The sequence below is a fragment of the Haladaptatus marinus genome, from assembly GCF_051194195.1.
In genome coordinates this window covers 288,802-305,392 of sequence record NZ_JBLZNK010000007.1, presented here as the reverse complement: position 1 = coordinate 305,392, position 16,591 = coordinate 288,802, and the positions used below count along the sequence as shown (strand labels likewise).

Here is a 16,591-nt window from a genome sequence, read left to right as displayed (position 1 = left end):
GGGCGTCTGACTGAATTACATTGTGCTCCAGTTGGAGTGACTCTGTATGCCGAATGTCTCCGTTCGAGTTGACGATGAACGCCGCGAGGAGTTAGATGAACTCGCGAATGACGCCGGGTTATCCCGCGCGGAGTACATCCGTGATGCACTTGACGTCCGTGAGAACCACGAAGAACTTCGAGAGGAGCACAACCAACTCCAGTCTGAGTACGAAGCACTCCACGACAATCACACGGAACTCCAAGAAGAGTACGCCGAACTCCAGACAGAGTACGATGAAGTGAAACAGGAACTCGACCGTGTGCACCGTGAGAAGCGCCAGGTGCTCGACCAGCGCAAGGAGAACCAAGAACTCAAACGGTACGTCGAAGACGAACTCGCTTGGCGTGAACAACCCCTCGCGACACGTCTGAAGTGGGTGGGTATTCGGTAAGGGCAGTGACTGACACCATCGTCAGAGCCCACTCACGTACCACCAGCTCCTATAGAACCGAAGAGAAGGACTCGACAGTAGTCGGCCGTTGTATAAGGTACTCACATCCAGTTAGCGTGGTGCGAGAGAGAATGGTTATGGGCCACCACAGGTGGAACAGATACCGGCAGCGGCATTCCCTGCCTGCATAAGTAACAGGGTTACAACGAACAAAGCGGTGGTCAGACGGGGGTGGTGTACGAGCTTGTCGTGCAGTGTATTGTTACCAAACAACGCACTTAGTAAAGAACATCACTGGTAATTAAACACTTTCCCAAAGACGACCAACGCCAGCAAGTCCGCAACTACAGACTGACGACAACACGTTTTTCCATTACACCCGTCGCGTAATCACGAGAGAAATCCAAATCACCGAATCGTAGAGGAACGGTTAGAAGAACGGTTAGAAGAATATACTGTACAGTAGTCGGGTGTTGCGTACGTCCGTTCGTGGTGCGGAACTTTGTGTCCCGTTTATCTTTCTGGTTGTCTTGCAGTGATATCTGGCATCAGATTACGCCGTGGCAGAGACGTTTGAATCCGCCTTACCCGACGGGTGTAATCCGAGCATGTCCTTCCACGAGTTCTTGTGCTCAATTACGTGACACTCCTCCGGGCTGTAGGACGTCCGACCGAGTTGCTTTGCATACGCCGTGTCGAAGACAACCTTCTTCGTCCCACGGTGATCGATGAGCCGGACGTTCTCTTTGCCGAACCAGTCGAGAAACTCCCGTGTGCGTTTGACCGTATTGTCGTTGGGATATTTCCCGAGCATCGCCGCCAACTCTTCGCGATACTTCTTGTTGCTGATGACGTACCCGTTCGGGGTTTTCTTCCCGATCTTCGTCGCGACGAGTGCAATGTTTCTCGCACGGTGCTGGTTTTCACTCAGATGCTCACGGGATTCCTGGTCGGTCATGCCACAGGCCTGTTCAAGCGGGCTGTCCGCCAACAACGTATCGTGTAAGGTGGTTTCTGGGGCGTCAACATCCACACTTGTGTTCTCAAGAGTCGCCTCCACATCTTCGAGGCGCTCGTCGAGTTTGTCGTCGATATTCGAGGTGGCATCGAGACGGTATTCTGTCGTGTCGAGTCGAGATTCGAGTTCTTCGATTCGCTCGTCTTTCTCGGCGACTTCTTGCTCGAGGTCGTCGATGCGGTCGGTGAGCGTCTGGATGTGATCGGCAAGGTCGCTGACCGAGAGGTCGGCATCAAGAACACTGGACGCTCCGGACGTGGTGGTCTCACTCATCGGCATGCACCTCCACTGTGGCCGCAGTGTCCTCTGTTGATATGGACGCCCCAGAATATGGGTTATAGTAATGAGCGTGCCAATAGGATAAAATGTCGCTTATATATCAGTGAATGCGCTCACGGGTACTTTTGGATACGTAACCAATGTTTATTTTATGATCGTACTAGCTCTTCTGCACAATGGATAACTCGACATCCCGATCACGTTGGTTACTTATTGGACTTGCAGCAACAGTAATGGGTGCTGCAGGCACCTATCAATTCATTTGGTCGTCTTTGAGTGGTGCAGTAGGTGCACGAATAGCAGCGTCTGACACTGCACTAGGTACTGTGTTCACTCTGTATATCATCGCACAAACTCTCGTTCAGCTACCTGCAGGACATATTCGAGACCGCTTTGGTCCGCAAAAACTATTGATTGCCTCTGGGATTTTGATGTTTGTTGGCTATGCAGGGACGGCAGTTGTTTCATCCATTTTCTCGATTTATCTCTCCTATATCGTTGGTGGGGTGGGCGCAGGTATCGCATATACTGTCGCAGTTAATACATCTGTTAAGTGGTTTGACAAGCGACGAGGTCTAGCAACAGGAATCGTCACAATGGCATATGGCGGGATAAGCGTCCTTCTCATTCCACTATTTCGTGAGTATATTGACACTAGATTTACAGCGACGCTTCTTGTGCTTGGAGGAACTGTGGGTATCCTTGGGATTCTTGCAGGGCTTGTAATTCGGGATCCTGATGACCTCACGACCTCCACGGAAAGAGGGGATAGCTCTGTCTCAAAGAAGAATGCAGATCAGAATGGTCTAATCGAAGAGTCGCCGTCTGTTGGATGGCGAACGGCAGCGAGGACATGGCAATTTTGGTTGTTTTACGGTGTCTTGGTCATTGTCAATGGCGTCGGACTGATGCTTATCGGACAGTCAGTCCAGCTGACGATCGAATTAGGCCTCTCTGCAGCAGTTGCAACATCAGTCGCTTCAGTTGTCGCACTTGCTGATGGTGCTGGAATCCTCATCATTAGTAGTCTGTCGGACACATTCAGTGGAGAACGAACTGCGGGTGTCTCGCTTCTCTTATGCAGTGTGTCACTCGCTGGTGCGATTGCCGCTGCAAATCAACATCACCCTTTATTGTTTTTGCTCTTAACAGGAGGAGCAGCCTTTTTCCGAAGTCCAGTGTTCTCTATTTTCCCCAATCTTGTCGGTAGTTACTATGGTGAAGCTCGTTCGTCTGAGAACTACGCACTGATCTACACCGCAAAGGTTCCAGGTGGTGTGTTTGGTGGGACTGTAGCCAGTGTACTCGTCTCGCTTCTTGGCTGGTCAATGTCATTTTATCTTGGTGCTGGTCTCATCGCAGTTGCAGGCCTATTGACGTGCTCACTCACGCCCACAACAGTCATCTCAAACGAGGGCGCTACTACAGATCCCTAATTCTCATCTCGAACGACCAGTTGTCGAGGATTACATCGAACAACGCTTGTCTAGCGTTGCAGTTGGTGTTATAAGCAGACGATGGGAAACACGAGATGGTAAGTTTCTCTCACTATCTCACAAGTAGAAGCCACTGACACTGTCGTCAGAGCCAATTCACGTCTCTCATCCCCTTTACAGTCCGGAGAAGATTCGGTGTGAGTGTCACACTGGTCGGGAGGACGTACCGGGCATCGGCTACTCGATTTGTGACGAGCGAGGCTATCTGCCAGATGTGCTTGAGCCGTTGATCGAAGACCGCGACGCGATCAAAGCCGAGATTCGGGAGACTGAGGATGAAGAGCGTCGCGAGGAGTTGGAAGGGCAATCGAGTGCGATCAAGTGGATTTTGGTGTCGTGTTTCGGTTATCAGGGCTTTTCGAATGCGAAGTTCGGACGGATCGAGTGCCACGAGGCGATCAACGCGTATGCTCGGGAGATTCTGTTAGAGACGAAAGCAGTGCTCGAGGAGAACGGCTGGCGGATTGTGCATGGTATCGTGGACAGTGTGTGGGTGACGCCGATTGACGGAGAGGAGCAAACGTCGCTGTCTGCGCTTACGAAGGAGATTTCCGACCAGGTGGAGATTCGCCTTGAACACGAAGCCCACTACGACTGGATAACATTTGTGCCGTTGCGAGACTCGGATGCCGGTGCATTAACGAAGTACTTCGGGAAGGTCGCTGGCGAAGATGAGTACAAGTATCGAGGAATCAAGTGTCGCCAACAGAGTACGCCGACATATATCGATGATGCGCAGAAAGCGTTGATCCGAGCAGTGGATGCGTATCGCGACCCAGAAGCCGTTTGTGAGGAATTGCGGTCGTGGGTCGATCGGCTTAAACGTGGGGCGGTTGATCCGAATGAGTTAGTGATCACGAACTGTGTCTCGAAAAAGCGGGAGGACTACACGCAATCGACGCGGAGTGTGGCGGCGTTGGAGCGAGCGGCTGATTTGGGGCTATCGCGTGCGCCCGGTCAGAGTGTGTCGTATGTGGTGGTGGATGACGGGAAGTGCTCGCGGGAGCGAGTGCTATTGGCGAGTGAGGAGTTGGACGAATATGATACTGAATTTTATCGGCAGTTGTTGGTTCGTGCGGCAGCGAGTGTGCTGTCGCCGCTTGGATGGCGTGAAGCGGATATTGAGGAGGAGTTAGGGAAGTATATCGAGTCTAGTTTGGCGTCGTTCGGGTAAGATGTATAATTTGACTTGAATTCCCTCAGAAGAACCGGCTGGGTTTGAGTCGCGAGAGCCGCATCGCATTCGCCGTCACACCGATGCTCATCCCCATGTCGCCGACAACGACAGCCACGATCACGTTCACGAGGCCAAACGGCACCCCGAGCGCCAGTAGGGTTTTGATGCCGAGACTTGTCCAGATGTTCTGGCGAATCACCGACGTTGCCGTTTGGGACAACCCGGCGAGATACGGCAACTTCGTGAGGTCGTCGCTCAACAACGCAATGTCCGCCGTCTCAAGAGCGGTGTCAGTCCCCGCTGCACCCATGGCAATTCCGACAGTCGCCGTCGCGAGTGCCGGTGCATCGTTGACGCCATCTCCGACCATGGCGACACCACTGGACTGTTCAAGAAGCTCCTCAACGGCCTGCACTTTCTCGTCCGGCAGGAGTTCGGCTCGGTAGTCATCAACGCCAATCTGCTCGGCAATCGCTCGTGCTGTTCCCTCGTTATCGCCGGTCAGCATGACAACACGCTCGATGCCGTGTTCGTGCAGCTGTTCGACTGTCTCGCGTGCACCTGGTCGAACCTCATCAGCCACGGCGATGAGACCGAGCAATCGATCGTCCGTTCCGACGAATACGACCGTCTTTCCGTCGTTTTGGAGGCTTGGTACTGTTCTGGCCATCAAATCGAGATACTGACCGTGGTCACACTCCGCCGTCGTCATAGCGACTCCGCCATCCGTTGCGACATGGACGTGACCCAGATCGAAACCGAGGTCCTCGAACAACTCGGGCTTGCCGATGTAGTACTGCTCATCGTCGATGGTTCCGGTCACGCCCTTGCCGGTGAGACTCTCGAAATTCGTGATCGAGCGTTCGGAGATACCTTCGGTAGTACCCGCATCACTAATTGCCGCTGCAATCGGGTGTTCACTCCGCGCTTCCAGACTTTGTGCGGTCCGCAATACCTCTTTGCGAGACGTTCCTTCGAGTGGGACAACGTCCGTGACGGTCAACTCGCCTTTCGTGAGTGTTCCCGTTTTATCGAACGCAACGGTATCGACATCCCCCATCGCTTCCAAGTCTGGCCCACTTTTAATGAGAACGCCGTTTTTCGCGGCACTCGTGATCCCCGAGACGACACTCACGGGTGTGCTGATGACCATTGCACATGGACACGCGAGGACGAGGAGTGTGAGACCGTGAACAAAGCCAGTTCGCCACGTGGCATCGAACACGAGTGGTTGGACGAATACAAGTGCCACCGCGAGACTAACGACGACTGGTGTGTAGTAGCTGGCAAAGCGGTCGACGAACTGCTCATGGTCCGTTTTCTCGCGCTGGGCATCCTCAACCATCTCGATGATTCGTGCGATGGTGTTCTCGGCAGCTGTCGACGTGACGCGAACTTCCAGATAGCCCTCCTCGTTGATCGTCCCAGCGTACACGTCCTCACCTTCGGTCTTATCGACGGGGACACTTTCGCCCGTAATTGGAGCCTGGTTAACCGCACTCTCGCCCTCGATGACCTCGCCGTCCATCGGAATCTTGTCTCCAGGGCGAACAATAACAACATCACCGACTTGGACGTCATCGATATGGAGTGTTTGTTCATCGCCATTGCGACGAACGGTCGCCGTCTCGGGAGCCAACTCCATGAGTTCGTCGAGCGACCTTCGTGCCCGCCCCATCGAGTATCGCTCCATCAGTTGGGCGAAGCTGAACAGCACTGCGAGGGTGCCGCCCTCGAAGTAGAGTGCTTCACCAAAGATAAGACTCGCAGCGACCGCGCCAAGAATGCCGAGGCTCATCAGCAAATCAATATCGAGACTCAGGTTTCGGGCGGAGTAGTACCCGTTTCGGATGATCCGCTCGCCGCCCGCAATGATGCCAAGGATGTAGAACACCTCCGTGAGTGTGATTGCTTGGCCGAACCCATTTGCAAGCACGACGTTCAGCGAGGGAAGGAGATATTCGACGGCGAGTCCAAGGGTGAGAAACGCCGCGCCTGTGTAGACTTTGAGGGCACGTGTGCTACGCCAGACGGTGCTGGGGTCTTCGCGTGGGCGTGTCTCTTGACTCGTCGATCCCTCGGTTCGACTGCCTTCGACCGCGTAGCCTGCTCCTTCGATCGCATCGGTGAGGTCGCTCTGGGTGGCAGTATCTGGGTCGTACGTTACAGTAACCGTCCCAGTTGTCGGTTGGGTATCGTACGAGAGAATCCCATTCTGCGTGTCGAGTGCATTCTCGATTTTGCCGGCACAGGACGGACAGTCCATGTCGGGCACGTCGAACGTGTCTGTGCGTTCTGCGTGTTCTGTCTCGATTTCGTAGCCCGCGGCCTCGATTCGCTCACTGATTTGTTCGGTATCAGTCTGCGAGGAATCGTACTCGACATGGACTGTTCCGGTCGTCACTTCTGGGTCGATTGCCTCGATGCCGGAAAGCTGCTCGACGCTGGTGGTGATCTTACTCGCACAGGAGGGACAATCCATCTCCGGGACACTGAACGACGTTGATTCGGGGTTCGGAATGGACTGAACGGAATATCCCGCGGCCTCGATTCGGTCGATGATGGCACTCTGGTCAACCTGATCAGAGTAATAACTAACCGTCACTGTTCCAGTCACCACCTCTGGATCGATCGACTCGACACCGTCGAGTGACTCGACACTCTTGGTGATTTTTGCTGCACAGGACGGACAATCCATCTCGGGGACTGCGACAACCGTAGTCTCCACTTCGGCAGTATCCGATGGAGTCCGTTGATCCGACTCTCTACTCATTACCTCTCAGTAGTTCTCGTAGTGGCTTACGGATTCGTTTGGTACACACCAAACGAATGAGCGAGAACCAGCGTTACTGATCGGATTCGGGAAGTTGGGCAAACGGCATATTCTTCACGTACGACCCTGCGAGGTGGGCTTCTGCTCGGCGGAGACGATACGAAAGTGTTGAACCCGGAATGCCCAGTAGTTCAGCCAGTTCGTACGTTTCGATTGCTCGTGGGGTTTCGTAGTAGCCATGTTCGACGGCGGCTCGTAACGCACTCTCCTGCTCTGGTGAGAGGAACTGATCGCTCTCACTCTCTGCCATGTTGAGATCTGACGCATCTGTATCCTTTACGCGAACGATATCGACACCGGCTGTTTCGGCGATTTCGGCTTCGAGGGTGTCATAGAAGGGTGTGAGCTTTGCATCACCGGGGAGAATCAAGCGCCATTGATAGCGACGACCGCGCCAGGTTGTCTCGAAGATTAGCCCGTCACCGAAGTGTTCGAGTGCAAGGTGTGGAATTGACGTACACGCGACAGTGCGATTCCAGTACGAATACAGGATGAGCGTATCAGCAGTCCGATCGAGGACACGGGTTTCCCACTCGCCCTGGCAATCGCGCCGAACGAGACAATCAGCAAAATAGTCAGCCGTGGCGACCGCATCGGCGACAGCATCAAGCACTTCTTCAGCACCGCCAATATGGTCTACCCGCCACAGTGTATCGGTGGTGACGTGGCATGAGAGGGAACGGAGTTGTGTCTCCGGAAACTCCGCGAGGATATCGGCGACCGGGTTGCTTCCCGGCTCGTACTCGAGAGCGAAGACGAATTCACGCATAGGGATGAGTAAGGGATAGACGCTGATGAGTTTGTACATCGCCACCGCCAGCGACAACAGATTATGAGTATGTATTCGTGAAGCAGTGATTTATGCCAGACAAATTCTGTGATCGGTGATTACTGTTATCCCATATCACATTTGCTAACTGTCAAGATAGCGTTCCCCCCACTCGTCCATCGCATCGATTATCGGTTCGAGCGACGCTCCCTGCTCGGTGAGCGAGTACTCGACACGGAACGGTTTCTCGCTCACGATGGCGCGATTCACCAGTCCATTGTCCTCTAAATCTTCAAGGCTGCTTGAGAGTACCGTACTGGAAATCTCATCAATCTCCGACTTGAGAGCGTTGAATCCGAGTGGTCCATGTTCGAGCAGTCGATGGACAATGACGGGATGCCATTTCTTCCCGATGAGATGGGCTGTGCACGTGACGGTGCACCAGTCGTCGTCGGCGCACCACGATGCAACACATCCGTCCTGATTTGCGTTACTCATTCGTCCTATCGGTAACAAGTGAAGCCGTATTAGTGTAGTGTTCCAAAACAATAATTCCGTAGTTACTATTGTTTGCTAAGGGGGTTAGCAAACCGTACTTGATTTGTGTACCCTTCGCTTACGCTTATTTCGAATCTTTTCCACTACCCGCTATGGTCGAACGACGTGCTGATAGCATTTGGTCGCTCAATCAGTTGACTCCCGCCTGGGTTCTCACCGGGCTCCGTCTCATTCTCGTCGCTCTGGTAGCGAAACCAGCACTGAGTAAGTTCATCACCTACAGCAATTCGGTCGCGTTCTTCGATGCCTATGGAATTCCGATGCCAGCAGTGATGGTTATTGTAGCAGGGTTACTCGAAGTCACAGCGGTCGTGATGCTTCTGTTCGGGATTGGCGGTCAAATCGCTGCCTTGTTATTGATCTCGGTGATGCTCGTCGCGATCCTGTATATTGGCCCGGATTGGAAGAATCTCATTGTCCTTGCTGGCTCCATAGTGATTCTCGTGTTGGGGACCGGTTCGTACTCGCTCTGGCAGCCAACTGATCGACTCCTCGGTTAGTGTATCCTAACCACGTCCGTTTCGGCTCAGTCCGTTAGCTGGGGCTTGTCTTAGGCTTATTTGGTCACTCTCGGTCTCTCTGAACGTGACCCAACAGAGATTGATACGCGGATTCGGTTATGGAATTGGTGCGACGATTGCAATGTCACTCTTCATGCTCGTGGCAACGGTGACTGGTGTGTCTCCAATGCCAGAACCAATCCCAAAAGCAGTGGTTGGTACCCTCTTCGGGAGTGGTCTTCCGAAACCGGTGCTGCTGGTATTAGTGGTCGGGCTCCACCTCGGGTACGGTGGTCTCTTCGGTGCCGTGCTCGCACGGATTGCTCATCCAGTAACGATATGGAAGGGACTTGGACTCGGCGTCGTGCTCTGGGCGGTAATGCAAGTCACCTTCCTTCCATTCCTCGGCTGGGGAGTGTTTGGACTTGCAACCACTCCACAGATTGCGGTTGCCACGCTCGTTCTTCACTTGATTTACGGTGGCATACTCGGCTGGACATTGGATCGAGACCTAACGCTGACATCTAGGGAGTCGCCTGCGACCGCAGATTGAGCAATAGACGATTAGCTCGCGCTAACCCAGTCAGCATGCCCTTGTCCTAGCTTTACGGCGATGCCACTCTCAGAGTGAGAGCGATGACCGCAATCGAAATCGAATACTGTGTCCCATGTGGCTTACTTGACCGAGCGATTGCGACTCAAACCAGACTCTTGGACGAATTCGGACAGAAGTTGGATAGTGTGTCGCTCGTCCCGAGTCATGGTGGAGTATTCATCGTGACGGTCGATGGAGAGACAATTTGGGACAAAAGCGTTCATGGTGCTGAGATGGACATGAACCTGATCGTCAATGCAATCGACGATCGAATCTCGGTTGACGCCTAACGTTCACCTGATCATCAATGCTCGAACTCTTTCAAGCGGAAGACTGCGGGTACTCACAGAAAGTTCGTGAAACTCTCACTGACCTTGGCGTCTCGTATGTCATCCACAATCCGCGTACTGCAGCGGGTGAGACTCGTAATGAGTAGACGCACACCGAACTCCAAACCCTAGGTGGAACAGACCAGATCCCGTTTCTGGTTGATCACCAGCGTGGTGTTACGATGTACGAAAGTGACGATATCATCGACTACCTCGAAACCCACTACTCGTGACGATTGTCTCGAACGCAGATTTCGCTATGGTCACTCCGATTGCGCTCCTCCGCTCGTGGTGACCAAGGAAACACAGCAATAGAATATCGCATACCCGTTGGTGACTTCGAGGAGTACCGTACGCTGTCAGGATGACTCGGTCACGATGGGTAACTCGATTCGAAGGAGCACAGAATACCAACTCACAAATCACGCGTGAACAAACTCACTGCATTGATGGTTCATAGCTCCCTCTCGCGTATTGCTGTCCTCGTCGACGACTATCTATTGGTTTGGGTGCTTCTCTCGGTTGGCATTGGATTAGCTCTTCCATCAATAGCTGTTCTCACACCACTATCAACGCTGATTCTCGCGGTCATGATCGGGTCGGTCTCGCTGACGCTTGCGCCCGAGCGATTCAGAGACCTCCGCGGACGAACGCTACTCACGATTCTCATCGTTCAGACCGGGATGCCGCTGCTCGCGTTCGGTATCGCTCACGGTCTTGGATTGTCGTCTGCGCTCACGGCCGGCTTTGTTATTTTGGGTGCGGTAACACCCGAACTCGTTACCCCGACGATGACCGAACTGAGCGGGGGTGATACGGTACTTGCGACGATTGTCCTCATCGTGGTTGGTTTTGGGACGCTGGTGCTCGTCCCTGGTGTTGTTACACTGTTCTTAGGTGGATCTGTTACAGTCAATCCAGTCGTGATCGTCACACAACTGTTACTCGCTGTTGTGCTTCCGATGAGTCTCGCCGTCGCAGCTCGCTCTCGGTGGCCGGACCGAATTGGAGTGTATGACGAGCTCTATCCGTCGATTGCGGGCCTGATGGTGATTCTCATCATCGGTATCGTGACCGCGGCCAACGCATCGCTCGTTCGTGATAGCGACGAAGTGTTCTTTCTCGTAGTGGTCGGGGCACTCATCCTCAACGGTGTTGGCTACACAGCCGGGTGGCTCGTCAGTCGGAATTTCACTCGGGGGGAGCGTATTGCGGCGACGCTGTCTGTCGGGATGCGTGATTTTGCTGTTGCCGCCGCGTTGCTCGTTGGTGCTGGTTTCCCGACGTCGGCGACACTTCCAGCGGTTGTCTTCGGCATTGTCGAGATGACCACGAGCGCGGGCCTCGCGAAATGGTTTCGTCGGCAATCCTGAATACTACTGCTGACCCTCTTGTTCTTCAACCCATTCGAGAAGGGGTTCGAGTCGGTGACAGAGTTGCTCGCCTATTTCCGTCAGTTCGTACTCCACGCGAGGGGGAATTTCTGCATACTGTTCTCTGGAGAGGTATCCTTCATCAACTAGTTCCTCGAGTCGTGACGACAGCGTCGAGCTACTTACCTCGCCGAATGTGTCTTCGATCTTGTTGTATCTGACTAAAACCATGGCTGCAACTGATTCAAGTGAACACTAGAACAGACACACACCACTGTTACAAGTGAAACTAGAAAGAGAGAGAGTCTAGTAAAAGAACAACAGTGCACAATTATAACTAAAGCGTTGACATAACGTCTGACACACCACCTGTTCAAGTGAAAACAGGCGATATACAGCGTTTATCCGCTGAATTTCCGGGAAGTGTTGTAGTCTCCGAGAATTTGTCCTCTTCGGTCAGTACCGACAGTCTTTCACGAATTCACTTGCAGCAGTGGTGTGCGACTGCTTCTTTTGTTAGTTATTTGAACGAGTTAGTTCTCTCGTTCAGTTGTATCCGTGGTTTAGATGCATTTCTCATTACCTCCCCCTTTCCGCGACTAGCTTCACTTGCAAGAGTGGTGTCTCTCTGGTTCCAGTACTCTGTCTGAACTGGTCATGCGGCGATGTTCACATGCAAGAGTGGTGTGTTCTGCTCATGGAACTTTGTTTTCGTTCACGTGCATAGGTGGTGTGGCCTCGCTAAGTAGAGCAAGCCCAAGTGGTGCTCAATACTGTTGAGTCAAGGAAAAAGGGCGAGAGAACGGCTTGCTCATTCAATATCGAGGGCAACGTCAATCTCGTCGTCGAGATCGTCTTTGGTTAGTGGACCGAGACGAAGCTCAACGCCTGCCTCTTGGAGGATTTCCTCCATCTCCCAGCGAGTAACACCAGTGCGCTCTGCGGCCTTCCCGAGTGAGATTTCACCAAGGACGTAGAGCCCAATCGTCGTCGCGAGCTCTTCTTCATTTTGCAGGCTGTGGCGGTCAGTGGGCATGAGATCTCTTTGAACTGATGTAGGGCCGACTCGTTACTGTATTCTGTGAATATCGATCTCCGATAGGTATCGGAAATGGAGACGGGGTGATGTCACACAATCGGCTCAACAACAACATGTTCGTGCTGCAGATACGGCTTCTTGGCACGCCCGTCCGTCTCGAAGCTGATCACACCATGGCGGGCTAGCGTTTCGAGGTCACGACTCACTTGTCCCTTATCGCGATCGAGTTGTCGTGCAAGATCACGAACTGACGCAACTTCGTTCTCGGCGAGATAGGTGATGAGGTCACGTCGTTTTGGTGTAAGGATTTCAGCCGCGCTTTCGTGGCTCAGGACATGGACGCCTTCCATTCCACCGCGAGCAAGCGCTCGTGCCATCTGTTTTCGGCGGTCACGGCGTGATTGCTCGGAAGCCGGTGACGAGGGGGTATCCGATCGTGTGGATTCAGACATGGTGATATTCTTACTGTTGTGTAGTGGCCACAACTACTAATCACTGTTGGTGGTGCTCACGTGTATATGGATTCTCCCTCTCAGTTGCGCTATAACCCTCGATTTAATCGAAATGACTAATCCGGTCGGCGATAAATGAGCCAGTATGGTACTGCGACGTCTCCGTGCAAGCAGATTCCGAGGCGATGTTTCTCCATGACTCAATCCGAATTTGCCTACAGTTATGAGGTTGGCCAGTACCGCACACGAGTCTTTCAGATTGGTGTCCGGGCGGATCCGAATTTGAATACTGTTGAGTCATTTGCGGCGGTTCTCTTCTATGAACGTGCGAACGGCGAGCGCATCGAAATCGCAAAAATCGATGATTCTGAGCACGATGAAGGATCGATTCACATCGACCAATACTACCGAGAAGAGGGTGCAGAAAGGAAGGATTTTGATATCGATGTATCGACCGTCTATGAGGCAGATGACCATCTCGCGGACAATTGGCGTCGATATGCCCGACTCTATCTCGAAAACCACGAGTCAGAGTGATTGTTACGATCGAAACTATTGGTGATTAGAATTTAGTGCAAACGCATCTCCCTCGGTCAGCGGAAAGGCTCCGAGCGATTGTTAGAAGACTACTTCCTGTTGATTTTGACTATTATACTTGCTCACGCCGAATCGTCACTATATCGGCTGCCACTCGTTCGGATCCTTCGGCTGCAATCACGAGCATATTGGGTGCTGTTGTGCAGGGCGCTCGATCATCAACGTGAAATCCAGCGTCTGCAGCACCTGGGAGTTGCACCTGATAGCCATTTCCTGCGATTTGGAGTGAGACGTCTGTGACTCGGTGGATCGAGACGGTATCGAGGGCGGCTGACGTTGCGAGTTCGACCATATTCTCGTCTGTGATGCGGTCAATGTCGACGACGAGAAGAAGGTCGTCGAATGCAAACACGCGGATGTCTGCTAGGCTGGTGGTCTCCTCGTCAGTTTCTTCAACGAGTCCAGCGGTTCTGGCTGGCTTTGTGACCTGGAGAGCGAGGCCATCGCCGGATCGTTTGATTGTGTTTGGCATTATTGTTAGTATTGTATGCTAACCTAAGAGCATTCGCCTCATCTCTTGAGTTTTGACTCTGTTTCACCCCATACTGGATAGAAACTGACTTCAGTTCGCATATTCCAGACGCAAATGCAGCCCGTGTACCCCGACAGACGGCATGGGATCTTGCACTCTTTCCAAACCCATGCGTCCATGCCGTCTTCATCCCAGTGTGTCACGGAACTCTACTCAGCGAAAGAGGACGCCCCGTCCAAGGGTTTACGTGGCGAGTGCGCGAATCAATGAGTACCAATGGTTGGACAGGGAGGATCATCACTCTCACCCCTTGCGCAAGACGCCCTGGACGCGCTTGTAACAGCATTGCCGAATGAGCGAGAGCTCACCTACGAGCAAGCGTATGCAATTCTTGATGAGAAAGAAGATCTTGGGCGACCGGGCGCTGAGGATATCATCGAACGACTCTACAATAAGGGCCATCTCTACGAAGTTGAGGGCAAGCTTCGACTCACTGATTATGGATCTGTATAGCGAGGTCAGCCTCGGTAGTGAGGCCACACACAAAGCGTTATTCAACCTTCTCGTCGTACTCTTCCCACAGCGAATCTAGGTCTCTCCCCGTCTCTTCAGCGATGTGGCGCAACAACTGTGCTTTGTTTTCGAATTACTGAAGTTGGTTTTTTGTACTCATAGTCGGTAATTCGCATTCCATGGATAATTAGCTAGGGGGACAACATCGATCGCAAGCGGTAGTTTCCTCAGTTCGCGTATCTCTTTTCACGAGGATGAAGCGGTATGGTCGAGGTTAGTATAATATACTAATCTACTGCTGTTCACCTCGTTACATCTCTCTGGCCGACTACTTGTGTCGGATTTTCTCGCTAGTACTACTGCGTGCTCCGAGCGGTTCGTAGATGAGGACGGTATTGTTACTCCGGACAGTGACGAGATAATTTTCAACCGTGAATCGCACCTCAACGTTGCTCTTTTTCGATGCACTTGCTTCGATGATGTCTTCGAGCGCATCTGGGTCCACGTATTCGTACAGCGAGAGCGTAGTCTGGCCACCTGCCGGCTCGATCACGTCAATGAGAACGTCAACGACACCAGTAACAAGCTCTGACGTCGATGCGTCGAGGTCGATCGTCTCAGAGGCGACCAGTGCATATTGCGGTGGTGAGCTCGGGCCGGAGTGCTCTGTCGTGGACCCGAACCAACCGATCTCTTGGGTTCTTTCTGTGTCACTGTTCATATTTTCTATTGGTTCTCCAGAAACTTGAGTAACGGCCGCTTACCACAGAATTCACTGGATTGAAAGAAAGCGGCACTATGAATCGAGTGATGAACGCTGTCTGGTTATTTAACCGAATTATATAATGAACTCAATCTATGTCTGACGTGCTTATTTGATTCTTCGTGCCATTGGTGAAGATACGCTCTCACAGTGGCCAGCACGATGCCATCGTCTGGCGCCATCAGCCGACAGTGTCGTTGTGCCTGGTCGTGAGAGTTGGCTCTCCCCCTACCCGTCCTTTTCGACGAGACGTATACGTCTATTGAAGCGGTGCTTCCGTATCCAACCTAACTTACTCTTCCACATTGTCTGCTCGTCTTCCCTATCAAAACGGACTAACTTCCGCTATGAATCTATCATTGGCGATTATGTTCGATAGGTTGATCTGGCCATGCTGACTAGTTTTCTAGTCTAGAATGACCGAAACAGATACTACACGGGAGAAAACTGAACAACTCCGTGAGATATTTCTCGACGTCGCTGACGATTCTACAGTAACCGAGAACCAAGAAGAGACGCCCGGAACGCTTGGTGACAATTCTGGTCCTACTGAAGCACTGCAACCCATTATTCGGGAGATGAAGCAGAAATATGGGTTCAGAACGTCACTCGAGATTGACGAACTAGCCACGCTTGTGCAACTGTTCTACGACGAGTATTCCGATACGGCAATTGCACGCGAACTGGGGAATGCAAGCCGAGATAAAACCGTCACACGTGCACGGATTCATCTTCAACTCCTCCGTGAGACAGATTTTGATGCTCCGTTTGATCTAGATCAACTTCGAGGTCTTCGTGAAGAGGAGACCTCACTCGAGACGATTGCTGAGACGCTCGATGTGAGCAAGAGTACTGTCGGAAGATATTGTAGGATCCTCGATGCTGAACAGGCCGCTGCTGCGGTCGATCATCGATACCAACATCAATTCGAAGCTGCACTTACTGACTCGGGAACTGATCAATCTATCCGCGAGTCATTGGACAGTGGTCTTGATGATGCACTCGATGCATCTCCTGGGAAGAACTAGCTCCCCCTATCCCTCTCGCTAGTCGGTAGAATAGTACTCCTGATTGAATGAAAATGTGCTATGGGGCATGAATAGTGTACTCGAATACTTCTCTCGAAAACCAGACTGTAGAGGTGAGAACTTAGTCTGCCGAGTTAGTTTGGAGAGCGGGGGCGGCTGATGTCGATTCAGGAGAATTATCGACGGGTCCATTAACGAATAGTGCATGCCCGATGAGGAGGACGGAAACAGTTGCACCGACAGGAACTGCAGCTGCCAGTGAAAGCCCAGCAGCACTGACTGCGCCGGTAACACCAATCAATGCGAGTGGGATCAAGCCGAGAATGAGATCATAATATCCTGTCATAATCTATTCTATAAAATGAGA

20 protein-coding genes and 2 pseudogenes are annotated in these 16,591 nt (G+C 52.4%); 11 read left to right on the top strand and 11 right to left on the bottom strand.

Annotated elements, in window-relative coordinates:
* Positions 1-46: 46 nt before the first annotated feature.
* Positions 47-433: a ribbon-helix-helix protein, CopG family gene (locus ACN2TU_RS23620; RefSeq protein WP_435158927.1), complete on the top strand. Its 387-nt coding sequence runs from the start codon at positions 47-49 to the stop codon at positions 431-433.
* A gap of 135 nt (positions 434-568) precedes the next feature.
* Here ACN2TU_RS23620 and ACN2TU_RS23615 read toward each other — a convergent pair whose 3' ends face one another.
* Both ACN2TU_RS23615 and ACN2TU_RS23610 read right to left on the bottom strand, forming a co-directional pair.
* Positions 569-706: a DUF7503 family protein gene (locus ACN2TU_RS23615; RefSeq protein ID WP_435158925.1), complete on the bottom strand. Its 138-nt coding sequence runs from the start codon at positions 704-706 to the stop codon at positions 569-571.
* Positions 707-986: 280 nt separating this feature from the next.
* Entirely contained in the window at positions 987-1,724 is a 738-nt protein-coding gene (locus ACN2TU_RS23610) for a hypothetical protein (RefSeq protein ID WP_435158924.1), read from the bottom strand.
* A 182-nt stretch (positions 1,725-1,906) separates the two neighbouring features.
* Between ACN2TU_RS23610 and ACN2TU_RS23605 the strand changes: the two genes are divergently transcribed.
* Both ACN2TU_RS23605 and ACN2TU_RS23600 read left to right on the top strand, forming a co-directional pair.
* Positions 1,907-3,166 (top strand): OFA family MFS transporter, encoded by a 1,260-nt coding sequence (locus tag ACN2TU_RS23605; RefSeq protein WP_435158923.1) that lies wholly within the window; start codon positions 1,907-1,909, stop codon positions 3,164-3,166.
* 178 nt (positions 3,167-3,344) lie between these two features.
* Positions 3,345-4,400, top strand: a pseudogene (locus tag ACN2TU_RS23600) (DNA polymerase domain-containing protein); the annotation flags it as partial.
* 25 nt (positions 4,401-4,425) lie between these two features.
* On the opposite strand, the gene ACN2TU_RS23595 reads toward ACN2TU_RS23600, so the two are convergent.
* The 3 genes from ACN2TU_RS23595 to ACN2TU_RS23585 form a co-directional block, all read right to left on the bottom strand.
* The gene (locus tag ACN2TU_RS23595; protein ID WP_435158922.1) at positions 4,426-7,176 is read right to left on the bottom strand and encodes a heavy metal translocating P-type ATPase; all 2,751 of its coding nucleotides are present in this window, start codon (positions 7,174-7,176) and stop codon (positions 4,426-4,428) included.
* A 73-nt stretch (positions 7,177-7,249) separates the two neighbouring features.
* Positions 7,250-8,005 (bottom strand): helix-turn-helix domain-containing protein, encoded by a 756-nt coding sequence (locus tag ACN2TU_RS23590; protein WP_435158974.1) that lies wholly within the window; start codon positions 8,003-8,005, stop codon positions 7,250-7,252.
* Positions 8,006-8,149: 144 nt separating this feature from the next.
* On the bottom strand, positions 8,150-8,503 hold the full coding sequence (locus ACN2TU_RS23585) for a winged helix-turn-helix transcriptional regulator (protein ID WP_435158920.1): 354 nt from the start codon (positions 8,501-8,503) through the stop codon (positions 8,150-8,152).
* A gap of 152 nt (positions 8,504-8,655) precedes the next feature.
* Between ACN2TU_RS23585 and ACN2TU_RS23580 the strand changes: the two genes are divergently transcribed.
* The 5 genes and pseudogenes from ACN2TU_RS23580 to ACN2TU_RS23560 all read left to right on the top strand — a co-directional run bounded on the left by ACN2TU_RS23580 (position 8,656) and on the right by ACN2TU_RS23560 (position 11,360).
* Positions 8,656-9,063 carry a DoxX family protein gene (locus ACN2TU_RS23580; RefSeq protein ID WP_435158919.1) on the top strand — a complete coding sequence of 136 codons (408 nt, stop codon included), beginning with the start codon at positions 8,656-8,658 and terminating at the stop codon, positions 9,061-9,063.
* A gap of 85 nt (positions 9,064-9,148) precedes the next feature.
* Complete coding sequence (locus ACN2TU_RS23575) at positions 9,149-9,616, top strand: DUF6789 family protein (protein ID WP_435158917.1); 468 nt, start codon at positions 9,149-9,151, stop codon at positions 9,614-9,616.
* A gap of 83 nt (positions 9,617-9,699) precedes the next feature.
* On the top strand, positions 9,700-9,948 hold the full coding sequence (locus ACN2TU_RS23570; protein WP_435158915.1) for an Rdx family protein: 249 nt from the start codon (positions 9,700-9,702) through the stop codon (positions 9,946-9,948).
* A 17-nt stretch (positions 9,949-9,965) separates the two neighbouring features.
* A pseudogene (locus ACN2TU_RS23565) lies at positions 9,966-10,220 on the top strand (glutathione S-transferase N-terminal domain-containing protein).
* Between the two features lie 216 nt (positions 10,221-10,436).
* The gene (locus tag ACN2TU_RS23560; RefSeq protein ID WP_435158913.1) at positions 10,437-11,360 is read left to right on the top strand and encodes a bile acid:sodium symporter family protein; all 924 of its coding nucleotides are present in this window, start codon (positions 10,437-10,439) and stop codon (positions 11,358-11,360) included.
* A 3-nt stretch (positions 11,361-11,363) separates the two neighbouring features.
* Here the strand turns inward: ACN2TU_RS23560 and ACN2TU_RS23555 are convergent, their stop codons facing one another.
* From ACN2TU_RS23555 to ACN2TU_RS23545, 3 genes are all read right to left on the bottom strand, one after another.
* Entirely contained in the window at positions 11,364-11,591 is a 228-nt protein-coding gene (locus ACN2TU_RS23555; RefSeq protein ID WP_435158911.1) for a winged helix-turn-helix transcriptional regulator, read from the bottom strand.
* Positions 11,592-12,171: 580 nt separating this feature from the next.
* Positions 12,172-12,396 carry a DUF7317 family protein gene (locus ACN2TU_RS23550; protein ID WP_435158909.1) on the bottom strand — a complete coding sequence of 75 codons (225 nt, stop codon included), beginning with the start codon at positions 12,394-12,396 and terminating at the stop codon, positions 12,172-12,174.
* A gap of 92 nt (positions 12,397-12,488) precedes the next feature.
* Positions 12,489-12,776: an HVO_A0114 family putative DNA-binding protein gene (locus tag ACN2TU_RS23545; protein ID WP_435158907.1), complete on the bottom strand. Its 288-nt coding sequence runs from the start codon at positions 12,774-12,776 to the stop codon at positions 12,489-12,491.
* A 270-nt stretch (positions 12,777-13,046) separates the two neighbouring features.
* Between ACN2TU_RS23545 and ACN2TU_RS23540 the strand changes: the two genes are divergently transcribed.
* Positions 13,047-13,388, top strand: coding sequence for a DUF7718 family protein (locus tag ACN2TU_RS23540; RefSeq protein ID WP_435158905.1), 342 nt, complete (start codon positions 13,047-13,049; stop codon positions 13,386-13,388).
* Positions 13,389-13,500: 112 nt separating this feature from the next.
* Here the strand turns inward: ACN2TU_RS23540 and ACN2TU_RS23535 are convergent, their stop codons facing one another.
* Positions 13,501-13,920, bottom strand: coding sequence for a hypothetical protein (locus ACN2TU_RS23535; protein WP_435158903.1), 420 nt, complete (start codon positions 13,918-13,920; stop codon positions 13,501-13,503).
* Between the two features lie 276 nt (positions 13,921-14,196).
* On the opposite strand from ACN2TU_RS23535, the gene ACN2TU_RS23530 reads away from it, so the two are divergent.
* Complete coding sequence (locus ACN2TU_RS23530) at positions 14,197-14,433, top strand: type 1 periplasmic-binding domain-containing protein (protein WP_435158901.1); 237 nt, start codon at positions 14,197-14,199, stop codon at positions 14,431-14,433.
* 328 nt (positions 14,434-14,761) lie between these two features.
* Here the strand turns inward: ACN2TU_RS23530 and ACN2TU_RS23525 are convergent, their stop codons facing one another.
* Positions 14,762-15,154: a HalOD1 output domain-containing protein gene (locus ACN2TU_RS23525; RefSeq protein ID WP_435158899.1), complete on the bottom strand. Its 393-nt coding sequence runs from the start codon at positions 15,152-15,154 to the stop codon at positions 14,762-14,764.
* Between the two features lie 458 nt (positions 15,155-15,612).
* Between ACN2TU_RS23525 and ACN2TU_RS23520 the strand changes: the two genes are divergently transcribed.
* Positions 15,613-16,224 (top strand): response regulator receiver protein, encoded by a 612-nt coding sequence (locus ACN2TU_RS23520; RefSeq protein WP_435158897.1) that lies wholly within the window; start codon positions 15,613-15,615, stop codon positions 16,222-16,224.
* A gap of 121 nt (positions 16,225-16,345) precedes the next feature.
* On the opposite strand, the gene ACN2TU_RS23515 is transcribed toward ACN2TU_RS23520, so the two are convergent.
* On the bottom strand, positions 16,346-16,570 hold the full coding sequence (locus tag ACN2TU_RS23515; RefSeq protein ID WP_435158895.1) for a DUF8015 family protein: 225 nt from the start codon (positions 16,568-16,570) through the stop codon (positions 16,346-16,348).
* Positions 16,571-16,591 lie beyond the last annotated feature (21 nt).